Below are 21,788 nucleotides of genomic sequence, written 5' to 3' on the forward strand. Positions count from 1 at the left end.
CACTTCTACGGACGCCAGCGGACCAGCAAACTTTCGCTGACCTGCAAAAACGCAGGTGACGTCTACCCAGTGCGCACACGTACTATGTGCTGGCGGGGCAGACACCGGTACTCGTTCACAACAGCAACTGTGGCGTCCGTCAGCACGACAAAGCCAGGGGTGCCGCCGGTGTTGATGAAATGACGGCGACGTTTGAGAAGTTCTACAAGAAGTCCGATATATACAGCGAGAGCTACGGGAACGGGCTCGAACTCTGGACTCCCCACGGCGTTCGTCAAGTGGATATCGCGGTCAGGCAGCCAAACGGCAATCTTCACCTTTACGAGGTGAAGGTGAATAAATCGAACTACACAAGGGGCCAGCGAAGGAAGGATGAATGGCTAGCGAAGACGTACGGGTTTGAAACCTCGGTAGTCCGTCGCAGTACAGAGTGTCCGATCTGCAACCCCTAACCTGAGAGGATGACCAGTGAGTAGCGACTTCGGCTTCTGGAAGCGTTGCGTCGGGGACCCCGAGGAAGTCTTTGACGCCCTCGCTGAAGGTGACACTAGCGCCCTCGCCGTAAGCCCCGACGTGTTGCGGTTTCGGGAGGAATTGCTGGCTAGGTGGCCGGACGTGAACGACGTTCTGGAGCCGTCTCAGTTTGACCTGGAGGAGGAGCCTGACGATGCAGGCAAGTACGTCCTCCTGACCCTTTCGGTCCGCCAACTTGACTATCTCCCGGAGATTCTCAACATGGCGAAGAGGAACGGACTCGTTGGATTTAGCGGAGTGGCGGGCGAGCCAATCGTCTGATCATCCACAGGGGTGGCCCCGCCTCTTCGCTCAGGCGAAGAGGCGGGGCCGCTTCATGACCGTTATGGGGCGTTACGTCCTGCCCTGACGGCAGTAGTTGACGGCAACGGCGGCGAACATCAGCAGTGTTCCCCGCCGTTTCCGTGCGTGGGTCAGGGGCGGTTGAGAGCGTTGCCGAGGGCAGTCATGGCTTCGCGTTGGAGGCGGAGGCGTACGTGGGCGTAGACGGTGGCGGTGACGCCGATGTGGGCGTGGCCGAGGAGTTCCTTGATGACGACGAGTTCGACGCCCTGTTCAAGGCGACCCGCTGACGCGGATCGCGCGCGGCACGGCCGCCCACCCGGCCCGCTCTCGGCTCCGCCACCGCGGGCCGGCCAGCGACCAGGCCGCGCAAAGACAGCACAGCGGACGACCGGAAGCGCGGAGAGAGCCGGACGCGCCCGCACGGCGAACGCCAGGCCGACGGCAAGGCGATGGCGGGGAGTTGGCTGAGCCGAAGGTCCGGACGTGGGGGCGGTCGGCTCCGTGGGCTTTACCCCAAGACTGGGAAGTTAGGGTGGTTCGGTGGTGGGGTGGCAGGTCAGAGTGACGGTGACCGTCACGGCGGCCTTGCGTCCGACGCTGCCCTTGGTCTTGTTGTAGGCATACGGCTACAGGGTGCGTTTGACGCAGCGGGGGCTGGTGCGGGAGCGGCGTCGGGCCGGGGCCAGGTTGCGGGGGTGGACCAGGGCCGCGGTCAAAACCGAGGAAGCACCGATGGTGGCGTTGGCCACGGTGAGCCGGATGGTGTGCAGCGCGACGGTCAGCGACAACCGGTCGGGATCGAGACCGGCAACGGTGGCGGCCTCGGTGATGGCCCGCCGGGTGGCCTGGTAGACGGCCAGCAGGGCGTAGAGCTCCTGCTCGACGCCGTCGACGGTGCGGGAGCGCAGGACGCGGTCGGCGCCGCGCAGGGTGACCTTCAGCCCGAAATAGGCGGTCTCGATCTCCCAGCACTGGTGGTAGAGCGCGGCCAGCTCGGCGGCCGGATAACGCTGGGCATCGAGCAGGGTGGTGACCAGGCGCACGGTGCTCGTGCGGCAGGCGCCGTCCGCTGCAGTGGTGGTGATCTGGTAGCTGATCACCCGCATGGTCAGCGCGGTCAGGCCGGTGGGCATGGGGGCGATGCGGCCGCGGTGCAGCCACCGGGCCAGCCGGTCCCCGGAGCGGCGTTCGGTGATCAGGGTCAGGTAGGTGCCGTCCGGTAGAGGCTCGATCACCGGCAGCAGGCGGCCGCTCTGCACCCGCCACAGCAGGTCGGCGCCGGTGCCCGCGGTATCCCGCAGCGCCTCGTAACCGTCGTAACCCCGGTCGGCCAGCAGCAGCATCCCCGGCCGCAGCGACGGCAACAGGGCCCGAGCCTGCGGCAGCTCGGTGTACTGCTGGGGTCCGAAGACCGCGTCGATCAGCGCGCGGGTACCGCACTCGACCAGCGCGGTCAGCCGCACCTGGGGGTAGCCGGGCGCGTGGTGCGGGAGGCGTGCCGGCGGAAGTGAGTCACGTTGGCTTCGCTGTCGGCCACTTCCAGGCAGGTGCCGTCCCAGGCCACCAGCCGCAGCCCCCGCCAGAACACCCCGGGCGTGGCCGCAGTGCCGACCGCACCGCGCAACCGGTCAAACAGCAGCGCCAGCGGCTCCGGTCCCAGTCTGCGGCGAGCCTGTCGCAGCGCCGCCGTCGAGGGATCGGGGACCGCCGTGTGCGGCCATCGGGCCGTCAGCGCCGCCCACACCCCGCGGTAGCCGCAGTCGCCGAACAACACCATGGCCAGCACGAAGTAGACCACCACCCGGGCCGGTAACAGCCGCACCCGACGCTCGGTGCGACCCGTGACCCGGACCACCTCATCCACCAGTTGCGGCGGCACCCATCGGGTCAACGCCCCCAACTGGCCCGGCAGCCACACCCCAAACCGTCCCCGCGCCTGCGGCGCGGTGGCACACTGGACAGACAACGGAGCTCCCTTGGACCGTGACCTCGACACTCACAGTTCGACAGGGGCTCCGTTGCCGCGTCAACCACCGTCACCGCAGTCTTGACAGACGGCATACCCGCCTAACTTCCCGGTCTTGGGCTTTACCCACCTCCCCGGGCCGGGGCCCGCGTCGGGCAAGGCCAGGGGGCCACTCGTTCAAATTCCGGGCAGGATCACAGCCTGCCCGAGTTGCCGGGCCAGCGTACGGCCCCCTGACCATGCCCGACCCCAACTCGGGCAGGACACCGGCCAAAGCCCACTCCACCGCCCTCACGCGCGCAGCCGTCTGACGGCAACGCCGACGGCAACAGGGGCGCACAGCACGGCACTTCCACGCACACCTACGGACCGGCCGGAATTCGCTGACCAGCGAAAATGCAGGTGACGGCCGCCTGGCGAGCACACGTACTATGTGCTGGCGGGCGAGACGCCGGTCCTCGTTCACAATTCGACACCGTGTCCCCCCGTCATCGGCCCTCAGCGTCCCACTGGCGTGGGTGACGATTGGGTGGCGCGGACTGCTGATAACGGCAAGGGAAGTGTGTGGCAGAAGCCTGGGTCGACCGGAAATGCCGACATGGTTCGCGTGATGAATCCGACCGGCATGTACCCGAATGGCTATGTGCGTTTCCATAACAAGCATGGTCAGCCGATCGGGCTTGACGGAAAACCCGGATCGAAAGCGGCTACGCATATCCCGATGAATCCTGATGGCACTTATCCGCTTCCGGTGGGGTGGTAGGCATGAACCTGAACCTTCAGGGTCAAGCAGTTACCCGTGTCTGCTTCGATGCGGCTCTTACGGTCCTGACCAGCGAGGATTACGAGCTGCGCGTCGAGACCGAGGCGGTTCTTCAGGTCTCGTCCGGGGAACATGTGTCTTTCGATCCAGAATCCCCGGAGGTTGCGGCACTCTATCTCGTTCGACTGGCCCGTGACGTGATTACTGAGGCCGAGGTAGGAAAGGTCGGGGATCTCCTGATCAAATTTGAAAGCGGCACGAAACTGACCGTCCGACCGGATGACGATTATGAGGCCTGGGGGCTTGTCGGGCCGAAGGGGCGGCGAGTGACCTGCATGCCAGGAGGGGAGATTGCAGTGTGGAGTGGGGAGTGATATTCAGCGGTAGCCGGAAATCCTGACCTCCGCATCGCATCTCCTGGTGCGTGCAAGAGCAAATTTGTGGCCCCGCCGGGAAGCTCCCGGCGGGGCCACAGAGGTGTCTGACGGCAGTAGTTGACGGCAACGTCAGTGGACGGTGGCTCCGCACAGCGGCGGGTCGTTGCCGTCGTCGCGGGTCGACTCGTTGTTGGCAGGGCTGTCAAGGGCGGTACTGAGGGTGTCGATGGCGTCGCGCTGGAGGCGGAGCCTTACGTGGGCGTAGACGGTGGCGGTGACGCCGATGTGGGCGTGGCCGAGGAGTTCCTTGATGACGACGAGTTCGACGCCCTGTTCCAGGAGGAGGGTGGCGGTCGAGTGGCGGAGGTCGTGGAAGCGGATGCGGCGGAGGCCGGCCTTGCGGAGGAGCGTGGTGAAGGTGCGGGTGAGGTTGGTCGGGTCGATCGGCCTGCCCTGCGGCGTGATGAACACGTACCCGCTGTGCTGCCACTCGGTGCCTGCCGTGTGACGGTCGCGCTGCTGCTGCTCGTGGTGGTGCTTCAGCGACTGGAGGCAGCGGGCGGGGAGGGCGATGCGGCGCTCGGAGGACCGGGTCTTGGTGGGCAACGTGGTGAGTCCGCCCGTGCTGGTGCGCTGCAAGGTGCGGCGGACGGCAGCCGTGCCCCGGTCGAGGTCGAGGTCTTCCCAGCGGAGGCCGAGGAGTTCGCCCTTGCGGAGTCCGGTGTGCAGGGCGAGTTCGAACAGGGCATGGAGCCGGTGTCCGCGCGCGGCTGTGAGGAACTGGCGGGCTTCGTCGGCGGTGAGGGGTTCGAAGCGTCGGGGCCGGGGTGTGCCGGTGCGGACGTTACGGGCGACGTTGCGCGGGATCTCCTCCTCGCGGACGGCGTGCTCCAGGGCGGACTTGAGCACGGAGTGGATGTAGGTCAGTGTCAGCGGGGAGAGCCGCTTGGAGCAGCACTGGCCGGCGGCGCAGCAACGGGGCTGGTCGCGCCGGGCGTCGATGCCGTGTGCGCAGCACTGGCAGGTGGTGCGGAGCTGGTTGAGCCAGGTGCGGACGTCCTTGGCGGTGAGCTTGGTGAGCTTCTTCTTGCCCAGGCCGGGAATGAGGTAGCGGTTGATGCAGGTGGTGTAGCGGGTGTGGGTGTTCTCACGCAGGTGGTGGACGGCGACATTCTCCAGCCAGTACGTCAGGTACGCGCCGACGGTGCCCTACGCGGAGGGAACGGGGAGACCGCGGTTGCTGACGGCGATCAGGCCAGGGGGTTTGGTGGTGAGGTGTCAGACCGTCTTGGGATGACGACCACCGGCCAAGGCTTTTCCGGCCGGGTGTGCGAAGTGCGGGCAGACTCTTCTACCCAGGCGTCCGTGGATCACCAGCGGTACCCGGATCCCTTTCGGGGCCTTGAATTTGTGGAAGCGGTGGAAGCACACAGCGGGTGTGCGCCGCTGTGCCCATGGGTCCTCCGGTGCTGCACCGGCCGCTCGGCGACATGCACCTCGCGTCCGGTCCCCAAGTCGAGTCCGATCACCAGTAAGTCGTCCTGCATGCTGCCCTCCTGCTGCCTGACCAGCATCCTCTATAAGAACAGCAGTTGTGGCCAGAGCCATATCGAGCCTGTCTGCTGCTGTGGTCCGGTACGGCGTGCTGATGAGGAGGGGCTTCAATTGCAGGGGAGGGAGTCAGGGCCTGAAGTGTGTGTTGCTCATGTCGTTGTGCGGCACTTGCGCTCCATCCATTCCCGGATTTCGGTGGGGGGAAAGCGCAGCTGCCGGCCGATGCGGAAGCTGGGGATGGCTTCCTTGACGTGGTTGTCGTAGACCCAGGCGACGGGTTTCCCGAGGAACTCGGCCAGGGCGGCGACATCCCAGAGTGGCTCGGTCATGATGCCTCCGGATGACTTGATCATCTGGTGAGGACGAAGGTATGGAGGAGGAGCGGCCGCGCCAAAGGCGTTGTCCGTTCCTCTGGTAGACGGTCACCCTCGGTGAGAGGTTGGTCGTCTGGGTGGGGGAGCGTGGTGCGGGGAGGGCGCCGATGTCCCGGGCTGGTGGGCGGAGTCGGCACCGAACCAGCACGACAGACCCGGGCGGACCGGAACGGACGGCAACGGGGGTCAGCGCCGAGTCAGCACGGGGGTGGCGTGGGCCCGTCCGTAGGTGACGGGCCCACGCCGTTGAGCTGGTCTTTTGCCGTGGGGTACCGCTTCTGGTATGGCGCGTTGTAGCAGTTCGAGAACATCTGGCTGCGCACCAAGCGCTACGACGCGAACGGCCGGGTCAGAAGCGGTACGGGGGGCATCTGCTACATCCTCTTCCCGGCAAAGCCAGCACCGAGTCAGCACCGCGCCCTGCGCGCGCTCGGCATCCGCTGACCCGGCGCCGTCGAAGACGGCCCCGATCACCTGCCGGCAGCGCTCGCTGCCGTCGGCGGTGAGGTGGCCGTAGCGGTCCGCCGTGACTCTGATGGAGGCGTGCCCCATCCACCGCGACACCTCGTGAAGGGGAACACCGCCGCCCAGGGGCACGGCGGACCGCTTGTTCCGCAGGTCGTGCGGATTGTTCCCGGTGCAGGGGTCATGCCTGGCCGGAGCCCAGGGCGCTTTCCGTGTCCTGGCCGCCCCAGCTTCCGGGGGTGCGCCAGAGGACCCGGACGCCGAAGACCTCGTGGACGGCGCCGACCGACCACTCCTCGGCGGGCGGCTCCGACAGGACCAGATAGAGGCGGTCGGCGGGGGTGGGCAGGGTGTGGTTGATCTCGAGGAGGCGGGCTGCGCCCGAGCGGAGGTCGGGGTGGGCGGAGAGGCCGGCGCCGAGGACCTCGTAGAGGCTGTGGCCGTCCTCGGTGGCGCAGCTGACGTCGATGACCGGTGAGCTGGTCGGCTGCCGGTCCGCCCGCAGCAGGGCCGCCATCAGCTCCAGACGTACCGCCTCGTGGGTCTTGCAGGTGCGGTCGGCCGCTGCCGAGACCTCCAGGGCTTGAGCGAGAGCGGTGCCCGGGGCTGTCTTCGCGGCAGCGGTGCCTGTCGTGGTGGGCATGTGGGCGGGTTCCTCCGGCTCGGGCTGCTGCGGGGCTGTGGGAGTGTGCTCGTCGTTCCCCATCGGGACGGTCGCGGTGGCCAGGCGTTCCTCGAGGGTGTGTCGTGCGTGGGACAGGGCGTCGGCCCAGCCGCTGCGCTCCAGGTCGGCCCCGATCCGGTTCGGGTCCGCGGCGCCGGAGGCGAGTGCTCGGTCGGTGTTCACGGCGAGGTCGCGCAGCAGGTTCAGGCGGGCCCTGTCCGGGGAGCCGAGCACGCGCCAGACGTCCAGCCAGTCGTGCTGGTCCAGGCGCAGGCAGCGGTTGGCCATGCCCTTGAGTTCCGAGAGCCGGGCGCGGGCATCGCTGGGTACGTCGCCGCCGGCCATTTCCCCGAGGACGCCGAGTGCGTCCGCGTAGCGCTTGGCCATGGTGGGGGAGATGGGCTTGCGGCCGCGCTCGTCGGCCGTGACGAAGCTGACGGTGGAGTCGTGGCGGAGCACCCAGACGTCCAGCTCCGCTCCGATGGCAGGGGGCGTGGAGCCGTGGCGCACGGCCAGGAGCAGCGGGCGGTCGGTGGTGGGTGGGACGGCTTCGACCTTGTAGTTGCCGCCGCTGGTGTGGCCGAGTACGCGGACGCGGAGGTCGGTGCCGACCTCCGGGATGTCGGCCTCCAGGAGGTCGCCCGCCGCCGTGTCCGGTGCGGAAGCGGGGGTCGGCTGTTCGGTGGTGTCGTCGGTGTTCGTGAGGGCCTCGGGGAGTGGGGAGGTGTGCAGGACGGTCAGGCTCTGGGTGCTGCGGGTGAGGGCGATGTAGAGCCGGCGCAGGCCGGCCGGGCCGCGGTCGGCGATGGTGGCGGGTTCGAGGACGAGGACGTGGTCGTACTCCATGCCCTTGGCGTCGGCGGCGGCCAGGACGGACACCGCCTCGCGCTCCTGGCCCGTGACGCCCTCGGCCAGGTCCAGTTGGCGGCTGATCTCACCGAGCCAGCTGGAGTCGTCGGGGACGATGACGGCCACCGAACGCAGGGTGTGCCCGTCGCTGGTGCCGACCAGGCGGGTGACCTGGGCGACGGTGTCGGCGAGGAGCGACCACGGCTCGGTCGCCACCGTCCGCACGGCGTCCCCGCCGGCCTCGCGTACGGCCCGGGGATAGGGCAGGGCGGGAGCGACGGCGCGGGCCAGGGGCGCGACGAACTCCATGATCTCGGACGGCACGCGGTAGCTGGTGTTCAGCTCGGCCACGCGCCAGTCGCCGTGGTCGGACAGCAGGGCGCCCAGGCGGTCCCAGTCGGTGTAGGTGTGGGGGCCGGTGGCCTGGGCGAGGTCCCCCAGGACGGTCATGGAACCGTTCGCGGCGCAGCGGCGGCGCAGGCAGCGGGCCTGCATCGGGGTCAGGTCCTGGGCCTCGTCGATGACGATGTGCCCGTAACGCCGGGGCGTCTCCCCCTCGATGAGGTACCGCAGCTCCTCCAGGCAGACGCGGTCGTCCAGGGTCCACGGCTCGTCGGCGGCCGCGGTGGCCCGGGGCCGGTGCAGGGCGGCCTGCTCCTGTTCGGTGAGGATGCCGTCGGCGCAGGCACGCAGCAGGTCGGCCGAGTCGTACAGGCTGCGGAGCGCCTCCCTGGCACCCGGTGACGGCCAGACGCGCTCGACGAGGCGCTCGACCCGGCGGTTGCGTTCCAGGTCGCGGCGGATGGTGTTGTCGCGGCTGCGGCGCGGGGAGACGGCGATGAGTTCCTGCAGGAGGCGGTCGACGAGCAGGCTGCGGAAGCGGTCGCGGCGTTCGCGGTAGGCGCCGTCGCCATCGCGGGCCCGGTCGAGGACGGCGAGGATCTCCGAGCGGGGAACGCGCAGGATGGTGCTGCCGGCGGTGACGGTGAACGCCGGCTCGTCGCCCTCGAAGGAGGGGGCGGTGGTGAGGCCGTCGAGGGCCTCGGGACGGCACTCGCCCTCCACCCGCCGCCGCAGGACGGCGGCCATGCGCTCGTCGGACTTCACCAGCCGCGCCTGCGGGCTGTCGGAGCCGAGGACCTCGCCGTCCCACAGGCGGGTCAGCTGTACGGCGTTGACGTTGCGGACGCCGAGCGTGGGGAGGACCTGCCCGACGTAGTCCAGGAACCTCTGGTGAGGCCCGATGACCAGGACGTCCTGGGCCTTGAAGTGGTCGTTGTGGACCAGCCAGGTCACACGGTGCAGACCGATCGCGGACTTACCGGTACCCGGACCGCCCTGCACGACGAGGATGTCGGAGGGCGAGCCGGTGACCAGGTCCATCTGGTCGCGGCGGATGGTCTCCACGATGTCCCGCATGCGGCCGCCGCGCGAACGCTGAAGCTCCCGCAGGAGGAAGTCGTCGGGCTGCGGAGGCTTGCGCCGCTGGATGCGCACGACATCGCCCGGGGTGGGTACCTGCGGACGCGGCGCCTGCCGCTCCTGAGGGGCGGCGGCCGGCTCCGCTGCCCGGTCTTCCGGTGCCGCGGGCTCGGCGTCGTCCATGGCCGGCCGGGGCCGGGGGACGGTGCCTGCGACGGCGATCTCGTCGAGGTAGTCCTCGACGATGCGCTGCGCGCAGCGCAACTGCCGCCGCAGGAGCACCTCACCGGGGTCGGAGGGCAGCGCCTCCCCCCACTTCTTGGCCAGCGGGCTGGTCCACAGAAGGACCACCGGATCCCCGGTGGCGGGGTCGCGGACGCCACGGCGGCCGATGTACCAGGTCTCGGGGGCGGCATCGGCCCCCTCCCGCACATCGACCCGGCTGGTGACCAGCGACGCGCTGCCGAGGCCGCCGTACGCCGCGGCCCGCTCCTCTGCCTCGATCCGGTTGGCGACGCCGTCCTTCCCGCTGGCGGAGGCGGTGGCGACCGACTGCCCGGTCATCTCGGCCAGTTGCCTCTCATAGCAGTCGTAGGCGCGGTCCACCGCTTTCTGCTCGATGGCGATGACGGCGTCGCGTGCGGTGGTGCTCATGTACTTCCCCTCCCTTGCAGCACCCCGGGAGGCGCCGCGCCGGGCATACACCCGGGCCCCACGAAAAGAACTATCAGAGACTCCACAGGCGTGGGCAGTCAGGACGCCAGTTCGAGGGCCGGCTCGCCGGCCTCCGCACGCCGGACGCGGACCTGCCCGTACGAGGAAGGTGACGGAGCGGAACCATCGGCGCGGCCGGATCGCGAGAAGGGGCCCAAGGCGATCGCCGGCGAGCGGCTACCGGTCGCCGACGATCCCGTCCTCCAACGGCGCGTCGACGACACCGGTCGGCTGATCGATGTCATGAAGTGCTGCGTGGACAAGGGCGTTCCGCTCGACTTCCGCTGATCACCGGCCCACAGGCGCCCCCGCCCCGGACGGCCGGTGGTTACGGGACGTCCCCCCGGACGGCGTCCCGCGGGCCGCCGGGGCTCGTGGCCGGGCGGGCCGCGTCCGGGATCCACCACGTCCACCACGGACAACGCCCGTGCTCGTGACCGCGCATCATGCGGCCCTCCGCGCAAGTCGCTCCACGGAGGGGGGATACCCGCCTGACGGGGCCGGCTTCCCTGCCCCGATGCCCTCCCGCGGCGGAAGCCGCGCTATTCGCCCGCGGTCACCAGCCCCGATTCGTAGGCGAAGACCACCGCCTGGGCGCGGTCGCGCAGACCGAGCTTGTTCAGAACGCGGCTCACGTGCGTCTTGACCGTCTGTTCGGCCAGTACCAGCGTCTGCGCGATCTCCGCGTTGGACCGGCCGCGGGCCACCAGGGTGAGGACCTCGGTCTCGCGTTCCGTCAGAGCCTTGAGCCGCAGCGCGGGCCTGCCCCGGGCCGCGGGACGCTGCCGGGCGAAGTCAGCGATGAGGCGGCGTGTCACGGAGGGGGCGAGCAGCGCGTCGCCCGAGGCCACGACGCGTACCGCCGCGATGAGGTCGGCCGGGGGCGCATCCTTGAGGAGGAAGCCGCTCGCGCCCGCCCGGAGCGCCTCGTAGACGTAGTCGTCGATGTCGAAGGTGGTGAGCATCAGGACGCGCGGACGGTGTGTCACACCGGGTGCCGGCTCCAGGATGTGGCGTGCTGCCTCCAGCCCGTCCATCTCGGGCATGCGGACGTCCATCAGCACGACGTCGGGGTGGGTGCGCCGGCTCAGCTCGACGCCCTGCGCGCCGTCGGGGGCCTCGCCCACCACGTCGATGTCGCTCTGGGCGGCCAGCAGCGCGGCGAAGCCGGCCCGCACCATGGCCTGGTCGTCGACGATGATGACCCGGATCGTCATGCCGCTCCCTCGCTGTCGTTCTCCGTCACCGGCGGCGTCACCGGCAGCCGCGCCGCCACCCGGAAGCCGCCGTCCGGCAGCGGCCCGGTGTCCAGTTCGCCGCCCAGCAGCCGCACCCGTTCCCGCATGCCGACCAGGCCGTGCCCGGTGCGGTCCTCCTCGAACGGTACGGAGGGCGGGGCGGGCGGCGGTCCGTTGACGACGAGGACGGTGAGCCGCGCGCCGTCCCCCGGAACGGACTTCGACACCGAAACCGAAACCTGTGCCGGAGCGCCCGGCGCGTGCCGCACGACGTTCGCGAGGGCCTCCTGGACGATGCGGTACGCGGCCAGGCCCACCACCTCGGGCACGTCGACGTCGCAGGGGGTGAACTCCACAGGCACGCCCGCCCTCACCGTCGCCTCCACCAGCTGCCCGATCCGCGTCAGGCCCGGCTGGGGCGCGAGTTCGCCGTGCGTCTCCTCGTTCCGCAGCACGCCGAGGAGCCGTCGCATCTCCCCGAGCGACTCGCGCGCGGTCGCCGCTATGGACGTGAACTCCTCCCGCACGTCCGGCGGCAGCCCGCCGAGGCGGTACACCGCGGTGTCCGCCTGCACCGTGATGACGGACATGTGGTGTGCCACCACGTCGTGCAGTTCGCGCGCGATGCGGGCGCGTTCCTCCAGCAGCGTCCGCCGGCCGCGCTCGGCCTCGCTGATCGTCTCCTGCTCGGCCAGCCTGCGCTGCGCCTCGTACCGCTCGCGGAGCGCACCGCAGAGTACGAGCACGGCGCCGCTGAGCACGATGAACAGGGTTGTGTTGCCGCTCGTGCCGTGGGGCGCGGCGAACTCCAGGCCGATGCCCGCGCCCACCGTCGCCAGCCACACCGGCACGAGCGTCCGGCGCGGCTCGCGCAGGCCGAGGGCGATGCAGAGGCCGACGTACCCGACGATCTCCATGGGCGGGAACGGCCACAGGAGCCGCTCTTCGAGGCCGACGGCGAGTATGGCGAGCGCCCCGGCCACGTCCGCGGTGAAGACCACGTACCAGGCCCGCAGCGGACGGACGACGGCGAGCAGCAGCGGTGCCGTCTGCGCGACGGCCAGCATGCTCGCCACGCCGCCATTCAGGCCGTAGTCGGTGCCGAGCACATGGATGGTGGTGGGCAGCAGGGCGACACACAGCACGAACGCCGCGCCCCACGGCAGCAGCCGCACCCACCGGCGCGGCGCGCCGGCGGGCAGCGCACGCGGGCGCTGCCCTCCCCCTGAGCTCATGGGCCCCAGCTTAGGCGCGGCGGCTGTGAGCGGCACAGGCTCATCCGATATCGGCACGGAGCGGCTCTCCCACCTCGTGCAGGTGGCGCAGGACCTGGCGGTAGGAGTCGACGAGGCCGGTCTCCGTGTAGGGGAGGCCGAGGTCGCGGCAGTGGGCCTTCACCATGGGCCGGGCGAGTCTCAGATGGGGGCGGGGCATGCCGGGGAACAGGTGGTGCTCTATCTGGTAGTTGAGGCCTCCGAGGAACCAGTCGGTGAGGACGCCGCCTTCGACGTTGCGGGACGTGAGGACCTGGCGTCGCAGGTGGCCCCGCTTCTCGCCGCCGGGGTCGGGCATGTCCATCCCCTTGTGGTTGGGCGCGAAGGCCATGCCCAGGTGCAGCCCGAACAGGGCCTGGTGGAGGGCGGCGAAGACGAGCGCCCGCGCCGGTGGCATGGTCGTCAGGAGCACCGTGAGGTATCCGGCGGTGTGGGCGGTCAGAAGCGCGCCTTCCACCAGGCGTTCGCGGCCGGTCCGGCGGCGCAGGTCCCGGAAGCCGTAGAACTTCAGAGCGATGCCCTCGAGGAGGGTGAGCGGGAAGAAGAGCCAGGCCTGGTGGCGGGTGAGCCGGCCGCGGAAGCCAGTGCGGGCGGCGGCCTGCCCGCGGGTGAAGACGAGGACGTCGGCGGCGACGTCGGGGTCCTTGTCGATGTGGTTGGGGTTGGCGTGGTGGCGGTTGTGCTTGTCGTTCCACCAGCCGTAGCTCATACCGAGCAGCAGGTTGGCGTGGACGAGCCCGATCCGGCGGTTGGTGGCCCGGTCGCCGCTGATCTGGGCGTGGCCCGCGTCGTGGCCGATGAACGCGGTGCGGGCGCACAGGACGGCGAGGACCGGGGCGAGGGCGAGTACCCACCAGGAGCCGCCGGTGAGCGCCATGCCGGTGACGACGGCGGCCAGGCCGAGGGCGTTGGCCACCACGGTGCGTGCGTACCAGCCGGTGCGCCGGTCGAGCAGCCCCTGTCCCCTGACGTCGCGCAGCAGGGGTGTGAACTCGCTGCCGGTTTCCGGTGGGGACGGTCTCGCGGTGGTCCTCGCGGGGTGCGGCAGGGCGGTTTCGCCGGTTGTGGGCGTGCCGGGTGTGGGCATGGTCGCGCTCCGGTGTTCGGTGGATGGTGTCGTGGTGCTCGGTTCCGTCCGGCTCTCCGAGGTGCTCGGCGTAGCCGGTGGGGAGGGGGCGGGACGCGGCGGCCGCGGTCCGCGGTGATGCGGCGGTACGGACACGCCGTTCACGCCGCGAGAGCGAAGTGGAAGAAGCCCGCCGCCAGCACACCCGCCGCAGCGCGCATGACCGTGCCGGCGCGGTCCCACGGGGCCTCCAGTGGCCGGGCGAGTCTCGCGATCGCCACGAACAGCCCCGCGAAGAGCGGCATCCAGGCCAGCCGCGCCAGGATCCATCCGACCGTGTCCGGCGCGGTGGTCAGACCGGGGACCTCACCGAAGTACGAGGCGGGGACCGCGGCGGCGAGCATCGCCGTCTGGTGCCAGCACAGGATCGTCATCGCCGACAGGTTGACGATCACCACCGGGCCCCACAGGGCGGGGCGCCGGAGCAACCGGGCCAGCCGGTCGCGCAGCACGATCGCCGCACCGCACTGGAGGGCCGCCAGCGCCAGGACCAGCAGGGACGGCGGATGGGAGTTGGTGCGGGACCGGCCGGGCACGCCCACCATCGACGCCGGGTAGTGGAAGGCGAGCAACAGGGTGGCGAACAGGGCCGTGCCGCCCGCGAGCAGCAGCCACGCCTCGCGCCGGCCCAGCCGCCTGTCCGCCCAGGAGACGCCCAGCTGGTAGGCGAACATCCAGCCCGGGAGCAGGTTGAGCAGACTCAGCCAGGGCGGCACGGCGTCCGCGTAAGGCCCGTAGCGGAGGAAGTCGACCACCGCGACGCAGCCGAGCAGCGGGGCCGCGGCCCAGAAGCCCAGACGCCGCGATGCCCGGACGCAGTAGGGGGTGAGGGCGGTGATCACGGCGTAGACGCCGACGAACCACAGGGGCTGGACGACCAGGGTCGACGCGGTGCGCAGCGTGGCGGTCGGAATGCCGAGGCCGTAGTGCAGGGCCGGCAGGAGCAGCGCCCACACGGCGGTGACGCCGAGGACCGGGCGGCCCAGTCGCATGAGGCGGCCGGCGGTCCACTGGCCGGCCGAGCCTGTGCGGCGGTGGAAGGACAGGTACGAGGAGTAGCCGCCGACCAGGAAGAAGACGCCCAGCATCTGGAGGATCCAGCTTGCCGGGGCCAGTGAGCCGAACGCGGACAGCGGGCTGGCGTTGCGCAGACCGCCGCCGCCGTCGAGCGTGAAGCCGCCCAGCAGCCAGTGCCCGGCCGGGACGGCCAGGAGCGCCAGCGCACGCAGGCCGTCGACGGCGCGGTCGCGATGGGCGGGGGTCTGGCCGTCGATCCCGGCGGTGAGCCTCGCGAGCTTCGTGGGGACCTTCACCGCAGGCCTCCGCGGGCGATCGCCGCGAACGCGGTCAGAGTGGAGGTGCCTGGGGTGAGGTACCCGTCGTGTGACGGGACGTCGTCGGCGGGCAGGACGGTCGCGCCGAAGCGGGGCGAGGTGGGGTCCGCGCCGTGGCCCAGGCCCAGGACCTCGACGTTGGGGACACGATTGATCCAGTCCTTCGGGGACTTCGCCGCCCAGACACGGGCACCGGTGCCGAGCGCGGTCACGTCGTCGGCGCGCATGCCGGGCGAGCCCATGACGACGATGTCGCTCGCACCGGTGTCGGAGGCGGCGAGGCCGCAGACCACCGAGCCGTAGCTGTGGCAGAAGAGGGAGGGGGCGGGGAGGCCCACCGCGTCCAGGCCGTCGATGAAACGGGCGAGGCGCTCGGCACCGGTCTCGGCGAGTCGGCCCGTCGCCAGGTCCAGGCCGATACCGGAGGGGGTGGTGTAGCCGGCCCAGGCGATGACGGCCGTGTCGTCGCCCGCCTCCTTCTGGAGGTCGGCGGCCTGCTGCGCCGTGGCGGCGAACGTGGCGAGGTCGGTGTCCGAGCCGGGGACGATCACCGCGATGTGGGCGGCGTTCTCCAGGTCGCCCGCGACCTGCGCGATCAGACCGCGGCCGCGCGGGTCGTACGCCAGGACCTGATCACCCGCGAGGGCGTTGGCCTCGTAACGGAGGCTTACGGGGACCCCGTCGAGGTTGCCCACCACGGCGGGGTGGTCTCTGACGAGTCCGCGCTGCTGAGCGTCGGTCAGACCGGCGAAGAATGCCGCCACCTCCCGGGGGCCGGCCGTGGCGGGGTCCGGTGGCTCCTTGCCCGAGAGGTCGTCCGCCAGCCAGGCGGCGGTGCCGGGGAGCGGACCGCTCGGCGGTCTCTGGGTGCTCGCCGAGGCCGGGCCCGCCGTGCCGCCGGCCAGCAGAGTGGTCAGCAGGGCGGTGACCAGAGTCTTCCTGAAGCGGCGCATCCGTCCATCTCCTTCGTCTCGTCCGTGGTGACGGCGGGAAGGTAGGAAGACGACGGGGGGCGGGGCGTCACCCCGGAGAGCCAAGTCGGCGGTGATACCCGGGTAGGGGGTGGGTCAGCGGCCGTTGTTCCGCCGATCGCGGTGGACATCGGGGGCGGGACCCGGGCGGGCGCGATGCCGACCGACCTTGCGCCGTGAGAGCGGAGTCCGGCGCCCGCCTGACCGGCCACCCGGGTCCTCGACACCACGGCGGCTCCGTCGTCCGGGCACGGAATCGGACACCGGCACTCACAGGGCGATCGGGTCGTAGGCGAGAGCCCGGCCGACTACTTCCTCCGCCGACGGTTCAGGCGCTTCGGAGTGGAAGACCGGGCCGCCGACATGCCCTGCCGGGCACACCAGGGCCTGGTCGAGCCGCTCCAGCCAGTCGTCCAACTCCCCGTCGTCGGCGTAGTCCATGTCGATGATCCGCTGCACGAGCGCGACGGCTTCCGTCCGGCTCATTCCTTCCATGTCCACATGTCCATCAGACCGTGTTCCTCCGCGACCGGGTATCGGGGGTCATGGCGTCGGTGGCACGGGCCGGGCCGGTGGGTGCCGGTGAAACCGGGGTGCTCCGGCGGGCGCCGGCCGGGTAACGTGTGGGCCATGTCGAGTCCTGAGTCGGACAGGGTGGGGGCTTTCGGTCACGCCGTCAGCCCCCTGCACCACTGAGCCCGTAGCTCTCCGCCGTCCCGCCGTGTTCCGCGGCCGGGCGAGCGTGCCCCGGGGGTCGGCCGCGGTGACGAGATGACCTTCTCTCGTGCCTCTCCTCACCCCGGAGCCACTCGATGCCTCTCGCGCTCTATCTGCTCGCCCTGGCCGTCTTCGCCATGGGCACATCCGAATTCATGCTCGCCGGCCTCCTGCCGGATCTCGCCGCCGACCTCGGTGTCACGGTCGGAGCGGCAGGCACGCTCACCTCGGCCTTCGCGGTCGGCATGGCCGCCGGCGCCCCTGTGATGGCCGCCCTGGCCCGCGCCTGGCCCCGACGCGCCGCCCTGCTCGGGTTCACCCTGACCTTCGCGGCGGCCCACGCTGTGGGCGCCGTCACCTCCAGCTTCCCGGTGCTGTTCGCCACCCGGGTCGTCGCCGCGCTGGCGAACGCCGGGTTCCTGGCCGTCGCCCTGACGGCCGCCGCCGCACTCGTCCCGCCCGAGCGGAAGGGGCGTGCGCTGGCCGTGCTGCTGTCCGGCACCACGCTGGCCACGATCGCCGGCGTCCCCGGCGGATCGGCGCTGGGCACGCTGCTGGGTTGGCGGGCCGCGTTCTGGGCCGTCGCCGTGCTCTGCCTGCCCGCGGCCCTCGGCGTCCTCACGGGCGTCCCGGCCGGACGCGGGCGGGAAGAAGCGGCCGGCGGGCCGGCCCTGCGTGCGGAGTTCGCCCAGCTCACCAGGGTGCCGCTGCTGCGGGCGATGCTGCTGGGCGCGCTGGTCAACGCCGCCACGTTCGCCGGCTTCACCTTTCTCGCCCCGGTGGTGACCGGCCCCGCCGGGCTGGGCGCGTGGTGGGTCCCCCTCGCCCTGATGCTCTTCGGCGCCGGTTCCTTCGCCGGGGTCACCGTCGCCGGACGGCTGGCCGACCGGCACCCCGGCCCGGTCCTCGCCGTCGGCGGCCCACTGCTGCTGCTCGGCTGGCCGGCCCTGGCGCTGCTGGCCGAGCGGCCGGCCGTACTGCTCGCCCTGGTGTTCGTGCAGGGCGCGCTGTCGTTCGCGCTGGGCGCCACCTTGATCACCCGGGTCCTGTACGAGGCCGCCGCGGCCCCCACCCTGGCGGGGGCGTACGCCACCGCCGCCCTCAACACCGGCGCCGTCGCCGGCCCCCTGATCGCCGCGGCCACCCTCACCACCGCCGCCGGGGTCCTCGGACCGCTGTGGGCGAGCGGGACCCTGGTCGCGGCCGCACTGCTCATCGCCCTCCCCGCACGGGCCGCGGCCGCGCCCGTCCGAAGCACCGAAGCGGCCCGGTGAGGAAGGAGTTTGGCCGCCGGTCCGCCGGACCCGGATAATCCGACCGGTCGACGGTGGGGGGAGGCGCGGATGGCCGAGGTGTTCGCCTGCCGTGGGTGCGGCGCCGTACTGACCGCCCCCGTGTCGCGGATCGCGCTCCCCGTCCACGCCCACCACAGGTACGGGCACGAACTGCTCCCTCCGCTGATGGAGCCGGGAACGTACGCGGTCGACCCGGAGCCCTCCGGGCCGCCGTGGCGGCCGTGGAGCGGGATCGGGCCGCAGGAGGCCGAGGCGCGCGGGGTGTTCGCGCCGGTCCCCGCCCTGTCCTTCGGGACGCCGGGGGCGATCGTCGTCGCGCCGGGCGACATCCGCCGCACCACCGTGATCCCGGAGCGGTGCGACGGCTACTGCACGGGGCTGGACGGACGGGACGGCCCGAATCTGGCGTGCACAGGGTGCGGGGAGCCGGTGGCGACCCGCATCGACGACTGCTCGCTCTGGCAGGCGGTGTGGCTCGAACCCGGCGCCGTGCACCGTCTGCACGCCGACGGCCCCCGCCCCCGGGCGGTCGGCCGTGAGGAGCCGGCCGGGGCGTGGCAGGGTGTACCGCCCGTCGAGCAGACCGGGGCGTGGAGCCCGCTGTGGGAGGCGGCGGTGGGGGATGCGCTGGCCCGTCTGCTGGCCGCTTCGGCGGGTGAGCCCGTGGCCGTCCCCGACGGCCTCGCGGCGGAGACGTTCGGCCGCGTGCTGGACGCGCTGCTCCCGCCCGGGCCACCGGCCCGCAGAGCGGGCCTGGCCGGGCCCGGCCTGACCGCCCGCGGTCCCGGCCCCGACATCGCGCTGGTCCCACGGCATCCGCGGACGGGGCGGGTATGGCGGCCGCCGGGCGGCGCGCAGAGCCCGCCGGCCGTGCCGCTGACCGCCGGTGTGTGGGCGCGCCTGGCCTTCCACAGCGAACGGTCGCCGCTTCCGGTGACCGGCGGACTGCCCGGCGGCGTCCTCCGCGACGATCCGCCGCCGATGCGTCCGTGGCGGCCGTTCCGGCCCGACCCGGGTGTGTTCCTCCACCGGCTCGCACGGCTGCCCGCCGTCCGCCTGCCGTGGCTGCGCGAGATCTACGACCGCGTGAGCAGCCGCCCGTACGCCCCCCCCGTTCTGACGCCGTATCGGGCAGTTTCCGCGGCAGCCTGCCGAAGAGGGCGATGGGCGTGGCGGTGCTGACCGGGACGACCGGCTGCGACCGGCTCGCAATCGGCGGCGCCCTCCGACGGAGGTACGCGCACGCGGGTTCCGGGAGGCCAGCACGATCCCGGTCAGCACGATGGTGCAGGCCGACGCCGCCGCCGTCTCCCGGACCAGTGCCTGCTCCCCGGGAGGACGACTCCGGCGCACCGGATCAGACAGAAGAGGACCAGTGCGACGGCGGCGAGGAGTACCACCGGTACGAGGAGGATCACAGCGGCCCTTCCAGCGGGAGCGGCGTGGACGGGAAGCGGTTCGCGGGGGCACCGCGGACCGGTGCGGGCGCCGGCCGGTTGCCGGCGGTCAGGAGTCCGGGCGGGTGTCCGGGCCGGAGGCGCGGGTGGCGCGGGTGGCGCCCGCCGACGCGACCACCACGCACAGCACCGCGGCCCACTGCGACCAGTACAGCGACTCCCGCAGCACCACCAGGCCGATGAGGGCCGCCACCGCCGGCTCCAGGCTCATCAGGATGCCGAACACACGCGGCGGCATCCTGCGCAGCGCCTCCAGGTCCAGCGAGTACGGGACCACCGACGACAGCAGCGCCACCCCGAGGCCCGCGGCCAGGACCCACGGCTGGAGCAGCTCCGTTCCGCTGTCGGCCACGCCGAGCGGCACGGCCATCAGCGCCGCGACGGCCATTCCCAGAGCCAGCCCGCTCCCTTCGGAGGTGTGGCGGCCCAGTGCCGCGCCGAGCAGGATGTACAGCCCCCAGCACACCCCCGCGGCCAGCGCGAACAGGCAGCCGACGAGGTCGAGTTCACCGCGTCCCTCCATCAGCAGCACCACGCCGCCTCCTGCGAGCACGGCCCAGAAGGCGTCCAGCCACCGCCTCGCCCCGGCCAGGGCCACACCCAGCGGCCCGAGGAACTCGATGGTCACCGCGATCCCCAGCGGGATCCGGTCCAGCGCCAGGTAGAAACACAGGTTCATCAGGCCCAGGACCGCGCCGTAGCCGAGCACCACCGTCCACGCGCGGCGGTTCATGCGCGGCGACGGCCGCCACAGCAGCATCAGCACCGCCGCCGCGAAGAACAGCCGCAGCGCGACCGTGCCGAAGCTGCCCGCCGCGCTGAAAAGGTTCTTGGCCAGCGCCGCGCCCACCTGGACGCTGACGATGCCGAGCAGTACCAGCACCGTCGGCGGGACCGCGTCGAAGACGCGGCCGGCCGAAGCGGTCAGCGGGGGCCGGGGGGACGGCGCGGGCGCGCCGGTTCCGGTCCCGCCGGCGTTCGAGGTGCTCGGGGTGTTCGAGATGTTCGGGGTGGCCACGCGCGGAGTATCGGTGACCGGGCGCCACGCGTCACATGGTTTTCCCGCCGCCGTCCGCATCCGGGATCATCCCGTGGTGTACCTCCGGCGCGGCGGATCGCCGCAGCCGGCGCGGACCGAGCGCGACGAGGAGGCAGAGTGCTCACGTGGCGGCGGGTGACCGAGGACGACTTCGGGCTGCTGAGGGAGTGGCTCGCGCGGCCGCACGTGGCGCGGTGGTGGCACCACGACACGTCCGCCGAGGCGGTCACGCGGGACTTCGGCCCGGCGGCGCGCGGCGAGGAGCCGTCCGAGGACCTGCTGGTGATGGAGGACGGCACACCGGTCGCCCTGGTGCAGCGGTGCCGCTTCGCGGACTACCCCGACTACCGCGCGGAACTGGCCGACCAGGTCGAGCTGCCCGGCTCGGCGGTCACGATCGACTACCTGATCGGCGACCCCACCCGGGTGGGACGGGGTCTGGGGCCGCGTGTGATCCGGGCGGTCGTGGCGGCCACCTGGACCGGCCACCCGGACGCGTCCGCCGTCGTCGTCCCGGTGAACGCGGCCAACCGCGCGTCGTGGCGGGCCCTGGAGAAGGCCGGGCTGCGCAGGGCCGGTACGGCCGACCTGGACCCGGACAATCCGGCCGACGGCCGCGCCCACCACGTCTACCGCGCCGACCGGCCCACCGGCCGGGCCCCCGGCCCCGCCGCCCCGGCCTGAGCACGGCCGCGTCCGCGGAGGTACGCCTCCGCCCGGCACCGGATGCCGGGCGGGAGTGGACGGAGCACGTCAGAGCGGACTGAGGCGGGCCTTGAGCAGGCAGAACTCGTTGCCCTCCGGGTCGGTCAGGACCTTCCATGGCATATCGCCCTGGCCCACGTCGGCGGGCGTCGCACCGAGAGCTTCGAGGCGTGCGACCAGCTTCGCCTGGTGGGCCTCGGAGGTGGTGGCGAGGTCGAGGTGCACACGGTTCTTCGCCGCCGTCCTGGGCTCGGATACGGGAACGACGTCGATGCCGACGGCGACCGGGTCCGGCCAGACGATGCCGCCCGAGGGCCCGACGTAGGTGGTCGCGCCAGGGCTGTAGGCCTGCCAGCCGAGGGCCTCCGCCCAGAACCGGCCGACCGCCGGGGCGTCGAGAGCCTTGATGTTCACCTGTACGGGACGCAGCGCCATGCCGGCGATCCTACGCACACGCTCCGCGACGGCACCCGCGTTCTCGCCGGTCGGGGGCCGACCCGCGCACCGGCCGAAGCGCTCAGCTCCGAGGGCACTCGTCAGGGCGTCGCCCGGCGGTCCGGAACCGGGCAGACGTGGAAGCCGCCCGGTAGCCCCATGACGTTCAGGAGCGGTTCCGCGCCTTGGGAACCCCGGAAGACGAAGGACGCTCCGCTGGGCAGGGCCGT

General features: G+C 71.8%; 19 protein-coding genes and 4 pseudogenes. 9 read left to right on the top strand and 14 right to left on the bottom strand.

What is annotated here, in order from left to right; genetic code table 11:
• The first annotated feature begins 86 nt into the window (after window positions 1-86).
• Together ACW69E_RS16265 and ACW69E_RS16270 are read left to right on the top strand one after the other, a co-directional pair.
• Window positions 87-452 (top strand): hypothetical protein, encoded by a 366-nt coding sequence (locus ACW69E_RS16265; RefSeq protein WP_457498968.1) that lies wholly within the window; start codon window positions 87-89, stop codon window positions 450-452.
• Between the two features lie 16 nt (window positions 453-468).
• Entirely contained in the window at window positions 469-795 is a 327-nt protein-coding gene (locus tag ACW69E_RS16270; protein WP_237878364.1) for a hypothetical protein, read from the top strand.
• Window positions 796-947: 152 nt separating this feature from the next.
• Here ACW69E_RS16270 and ACW69E_RS16275 read toward each other — a convergent pair.
• The 3 genes and pseudogenes from ACW69E_RS16275 to ACW69E_RS16285 form a co-directional block, all read right to left on the bottom strand.
• Window positions 948-1,094, bottom strand: a pseudogene (locus ACW69E_RS16275) (site-specific integrase); the annotation flags it as partial.
• Between the two features lie 351 nt (window positions 1,095-1,445).
• On the bottom strand, window positions 1,446-2,282 hold the full coding sequence (locus tag ACW69E_RS16280; protein ID WP_237878363.1) for a transposase: 837 nt from the start codon (window positions 2,280-2,282) through the stop codon (window positions 1,446-1,448).
• Window positions 2,273-2,815, bottom strand: a complete 543-nt coding sequence (locus ACW69E_RS16285; protein WP_457498969.1) for a transposase domain-containing protein — start codon at window positions 2,813-2,815, stop codon at window positions 2,273-2,275. Before ACW69E_RS16285 ends, ACW69E_RS16280 begins: the two co-directional genes overlap by 10 nt.
• Window positions 2,816-3,299: 484 nt before the next feature.
• Between ACW69E_RS16285 and ACW69E_RS16290 the strand changes: the two genes are divergently transcribed.
• Window positions 3,300-3,548, top strand: a complete 249-nt coding sequence (locus tag ACW69E_RS16290) for a hypothetical protein (protein ID WP_241524768.1) — start codon at window positions 3,300-3,302, stop codon at window positions 3,546-3,548.
• Between the two features lie 2 nt (window positions 3,549-3,550).
• Entirely contained in the window at window positions 3,551-3,922 is a 372-nt protein-coding gene (locus ACW69E_RS16295) for a DUF6188 family protein (protein ID WP_101254584.1), read from the top strand.
• A gap of 132 nt (window positions 3,923-4,054) precedes the next feature.
• Here the strand turns inward: ACW69E_RS16295 and ACW69E_RS16300 are convergent.
• Together ACW69E_RS16300 and ACW69E_RS16305 are read right to left on the bottom strand one after the other, a co-directional pair.
• Window positions 4,055-5,176: pseudogene (locus ACW69E_RS16300) on the bottom strand (tyrosine-type recombinase/integrase); the annotation flags it as partial.
• A 452-nt stretch (window positions 5,177-5,628) separates the two neighbouring features.
• Window positions 5,629-5,808, bottom strand: a complete 180-nt coding sequence (locus tag ACW69E_RS16305) for a helix-turn-helix domain-containing protein (RefSeq protein ID WP_457498970.1) — start codon at window positions 5,806-5,808, stop codon at window positions 5,629-5,631.
• A gap of 342 nt (window positions 5,809-6,150) precedes the next feature.
• On the opposite strand from ACW69E_RS16305, the pseudogene ACW69E_RS16310 reads away from it, so the two are divergent.
• Window positions 6,151-6,297, top strand: a pseudogene (locus ACW69E_RS16310) (peptidase C39 family protein); the annotation flags it as partial.
• Between the two features lie 202 nt (window positions 6,298-6,499).
• Here the strand turns inward: ACW69E_RS16310 and ACW69E_RS16315 are convergent.
• A complete protein-coding gene (locus ACW69E_RS16315; protein ID WP_457498971.1) occupies window positions 6,500-9,907 on the bottom strand; it encodes a HelD family protein in 3,408 nt (1,135 codons plus the stop codon).
• 90 nt (window positions 9,908-9,997) lie between these two features.
• On the opposite strand from ACW69E_RS16315, the gene ACW69E_RS16320 reads away from it, so the two are divergent.
• Window positions 9,998-10,255: a hypothetical protein gene (locus tag ACW69E_RS16320; protein WP_457498972.1), complete on the top strand. Its 258-nt coding sequence runs from the start codon at window positions 9,998-10,000 to the stop codon at window positions 10,253-10,255.
• Window positions 10,256-10,509: 254 nt separating this feature from the next.
• Here ACW69E_RS16320 and ACW69E_RS16325 read toward each other — a convergent pair whose 3' ends face one another.
• The 6 genes from ACW69E_RS16325 to ACW69E_RS16350 form a co-directional block, all read right to left on the bottom strand.
• On the bottom strand, window positions 10,510-11,184 hold the full coding sequence (locus ACW69E_RS16325) for a response regulator (protein ID WP_457498973.1): 675 nt from the start codon (window positions 11,182-11,184) through the stop codon (window positions 10,510-10,512).
• Window positions 11,181-12,440 (bottom strand): sensor histidine kinase, encoded by a 1,260-nt coding sequence (locus ACW69E_RS16330; protein WP_457498974.1) that lies wholly within the window; start codon window positions 12,438-12,440, stop codon window positions 11,181-11,183. The genes ACW69E_RS16325 and ACW69E_RS16330 overlap by 4 nt, the downstream gene beginning before the upstream one ends.
• Window positions 12,441-12,480: 40 nt before the next feature.
• Window positions 12,481-13,566 (bottom strand): fatty acid desaturase family protein, encoded by a 1,086-nt coding sequence (locus ACW69E_RS16335; RefSeq protein WP_457498975.1) that lies wholly within the window; start codon window positions 13,564-13,566, stop codon window positions 12,481-12,483.
• Window positions 13,567-13,706: 140 nt separating this feature from the next.
• Entirely contained in the window at window positions 13,707-14,918 is a 1,212-nt protein-coding gene (locus tag ACW69E_RS16340; protein WP_457498976.1) for an acyltransferase family protein, read from the bottom strand.
• On the bottom strand, window positions 14,915-15,892 hold the full coding sequence (locus ACW69E_RS16345) for an alpha/beta hydrolase (protein ID WP_457498977.1): 978 nt from the start codon (window positions 15,890-15,892) through the stop codon (window positions 14,915-14,917). The genes ACW69E_RS16340 and ACW69E_RS16345 overlap by 4 nt, the downstream gene beginning before the upstream one ends.
• Window positions 15,893-16,180: 288 nt before the next feature.
• The gene (locus ACW69E_RS16350; protein WP_457498978.1) at window positions 16,181-16,396 is read right to left on the bottom strand and encodes an e9imm peptide; all 216 of its coding nucleotides are present in this window, start codon (window positions 16,394-16,396) and stop codon (window positions 16,181-16,183) included.
• Window positions 16,397-16,722: 326 nt separating this feature from the next.
• On the opposite strand from ACW69E_RS16350, the gene ACW69E_RS16355 reads away from it, so the two are divergent.
• Window positions 16,723-17,901, top strand: coding sequence for a Cmx/CmrA family chloramphenicol efflux MFS transporter (locus ACW69E_RS16355; protein WP_457498979.1), 1,179 nt, complete (start codon window positions 16,723-16,725; stop codon window positions 17,899-17,901).
• Between the two features lie 69 nt (window positions 17,902-17,970).
• A complete protein-coding gene (locus ACW69E_RS16360; RefSeq protein WP_457498980.1) occupies window positions 17,971-19,104 on the top strand; it encodes a hypothetical protein in 1,134 nt (377 codons plus the stop codon).
• A 324-nt stretch (window positions 19,105-19,428) separates the two neighbouring features.
• Here ACW69E_RS16360 and ACW69E_RS16365 read toward each other — a convergent pair whose 3' ends face one another.
• Window positions 19,429-20,397, bottom strand: a complete 969-nt coding sequence (locus ACW69E_RS16365) for an EamA family transporter (protein WP_457498981.1) — start codon at window positions 20,395-20,397, stop codon at window positions 19,429-19,431.
• A 138-nt stretch (window positions 20,398-20,535) separates the two neighbouring features.
• Here ACW69E_RS16365 and ACW69E_RS16370 point away from each other — a divergent pair, with 138 nt between their 5' ends.
• Entirely contained in the window at window positions 20,536-21,102 is a 567-nt protein-coding gene (locus ACW69E_RS16370; protein ID WP_457498982.1) for a GNAT family N-acetyltransferase, read from the top strand.
• An 84-nt stretch (window positions 21,103-21,186) separates the two neighbouring features.
• On the opposite strand, the pseudogene ACW69E_RS16375 reads toward ACW69E_RS16370, so the two are convergent.
• Window positions 21,187-21,558 (bottom strand): annotated as a pseudogene (locus ACW69E_RS16375) (VOC family protein); the annotation flags it as partial.
• Between the last annotated feature and the right edge of the window lie 230 nt (window positions 21,559-21,788).

It is taken from the genome of Streptomyces sp. SS8 (genome assembly GCF_054072955.1).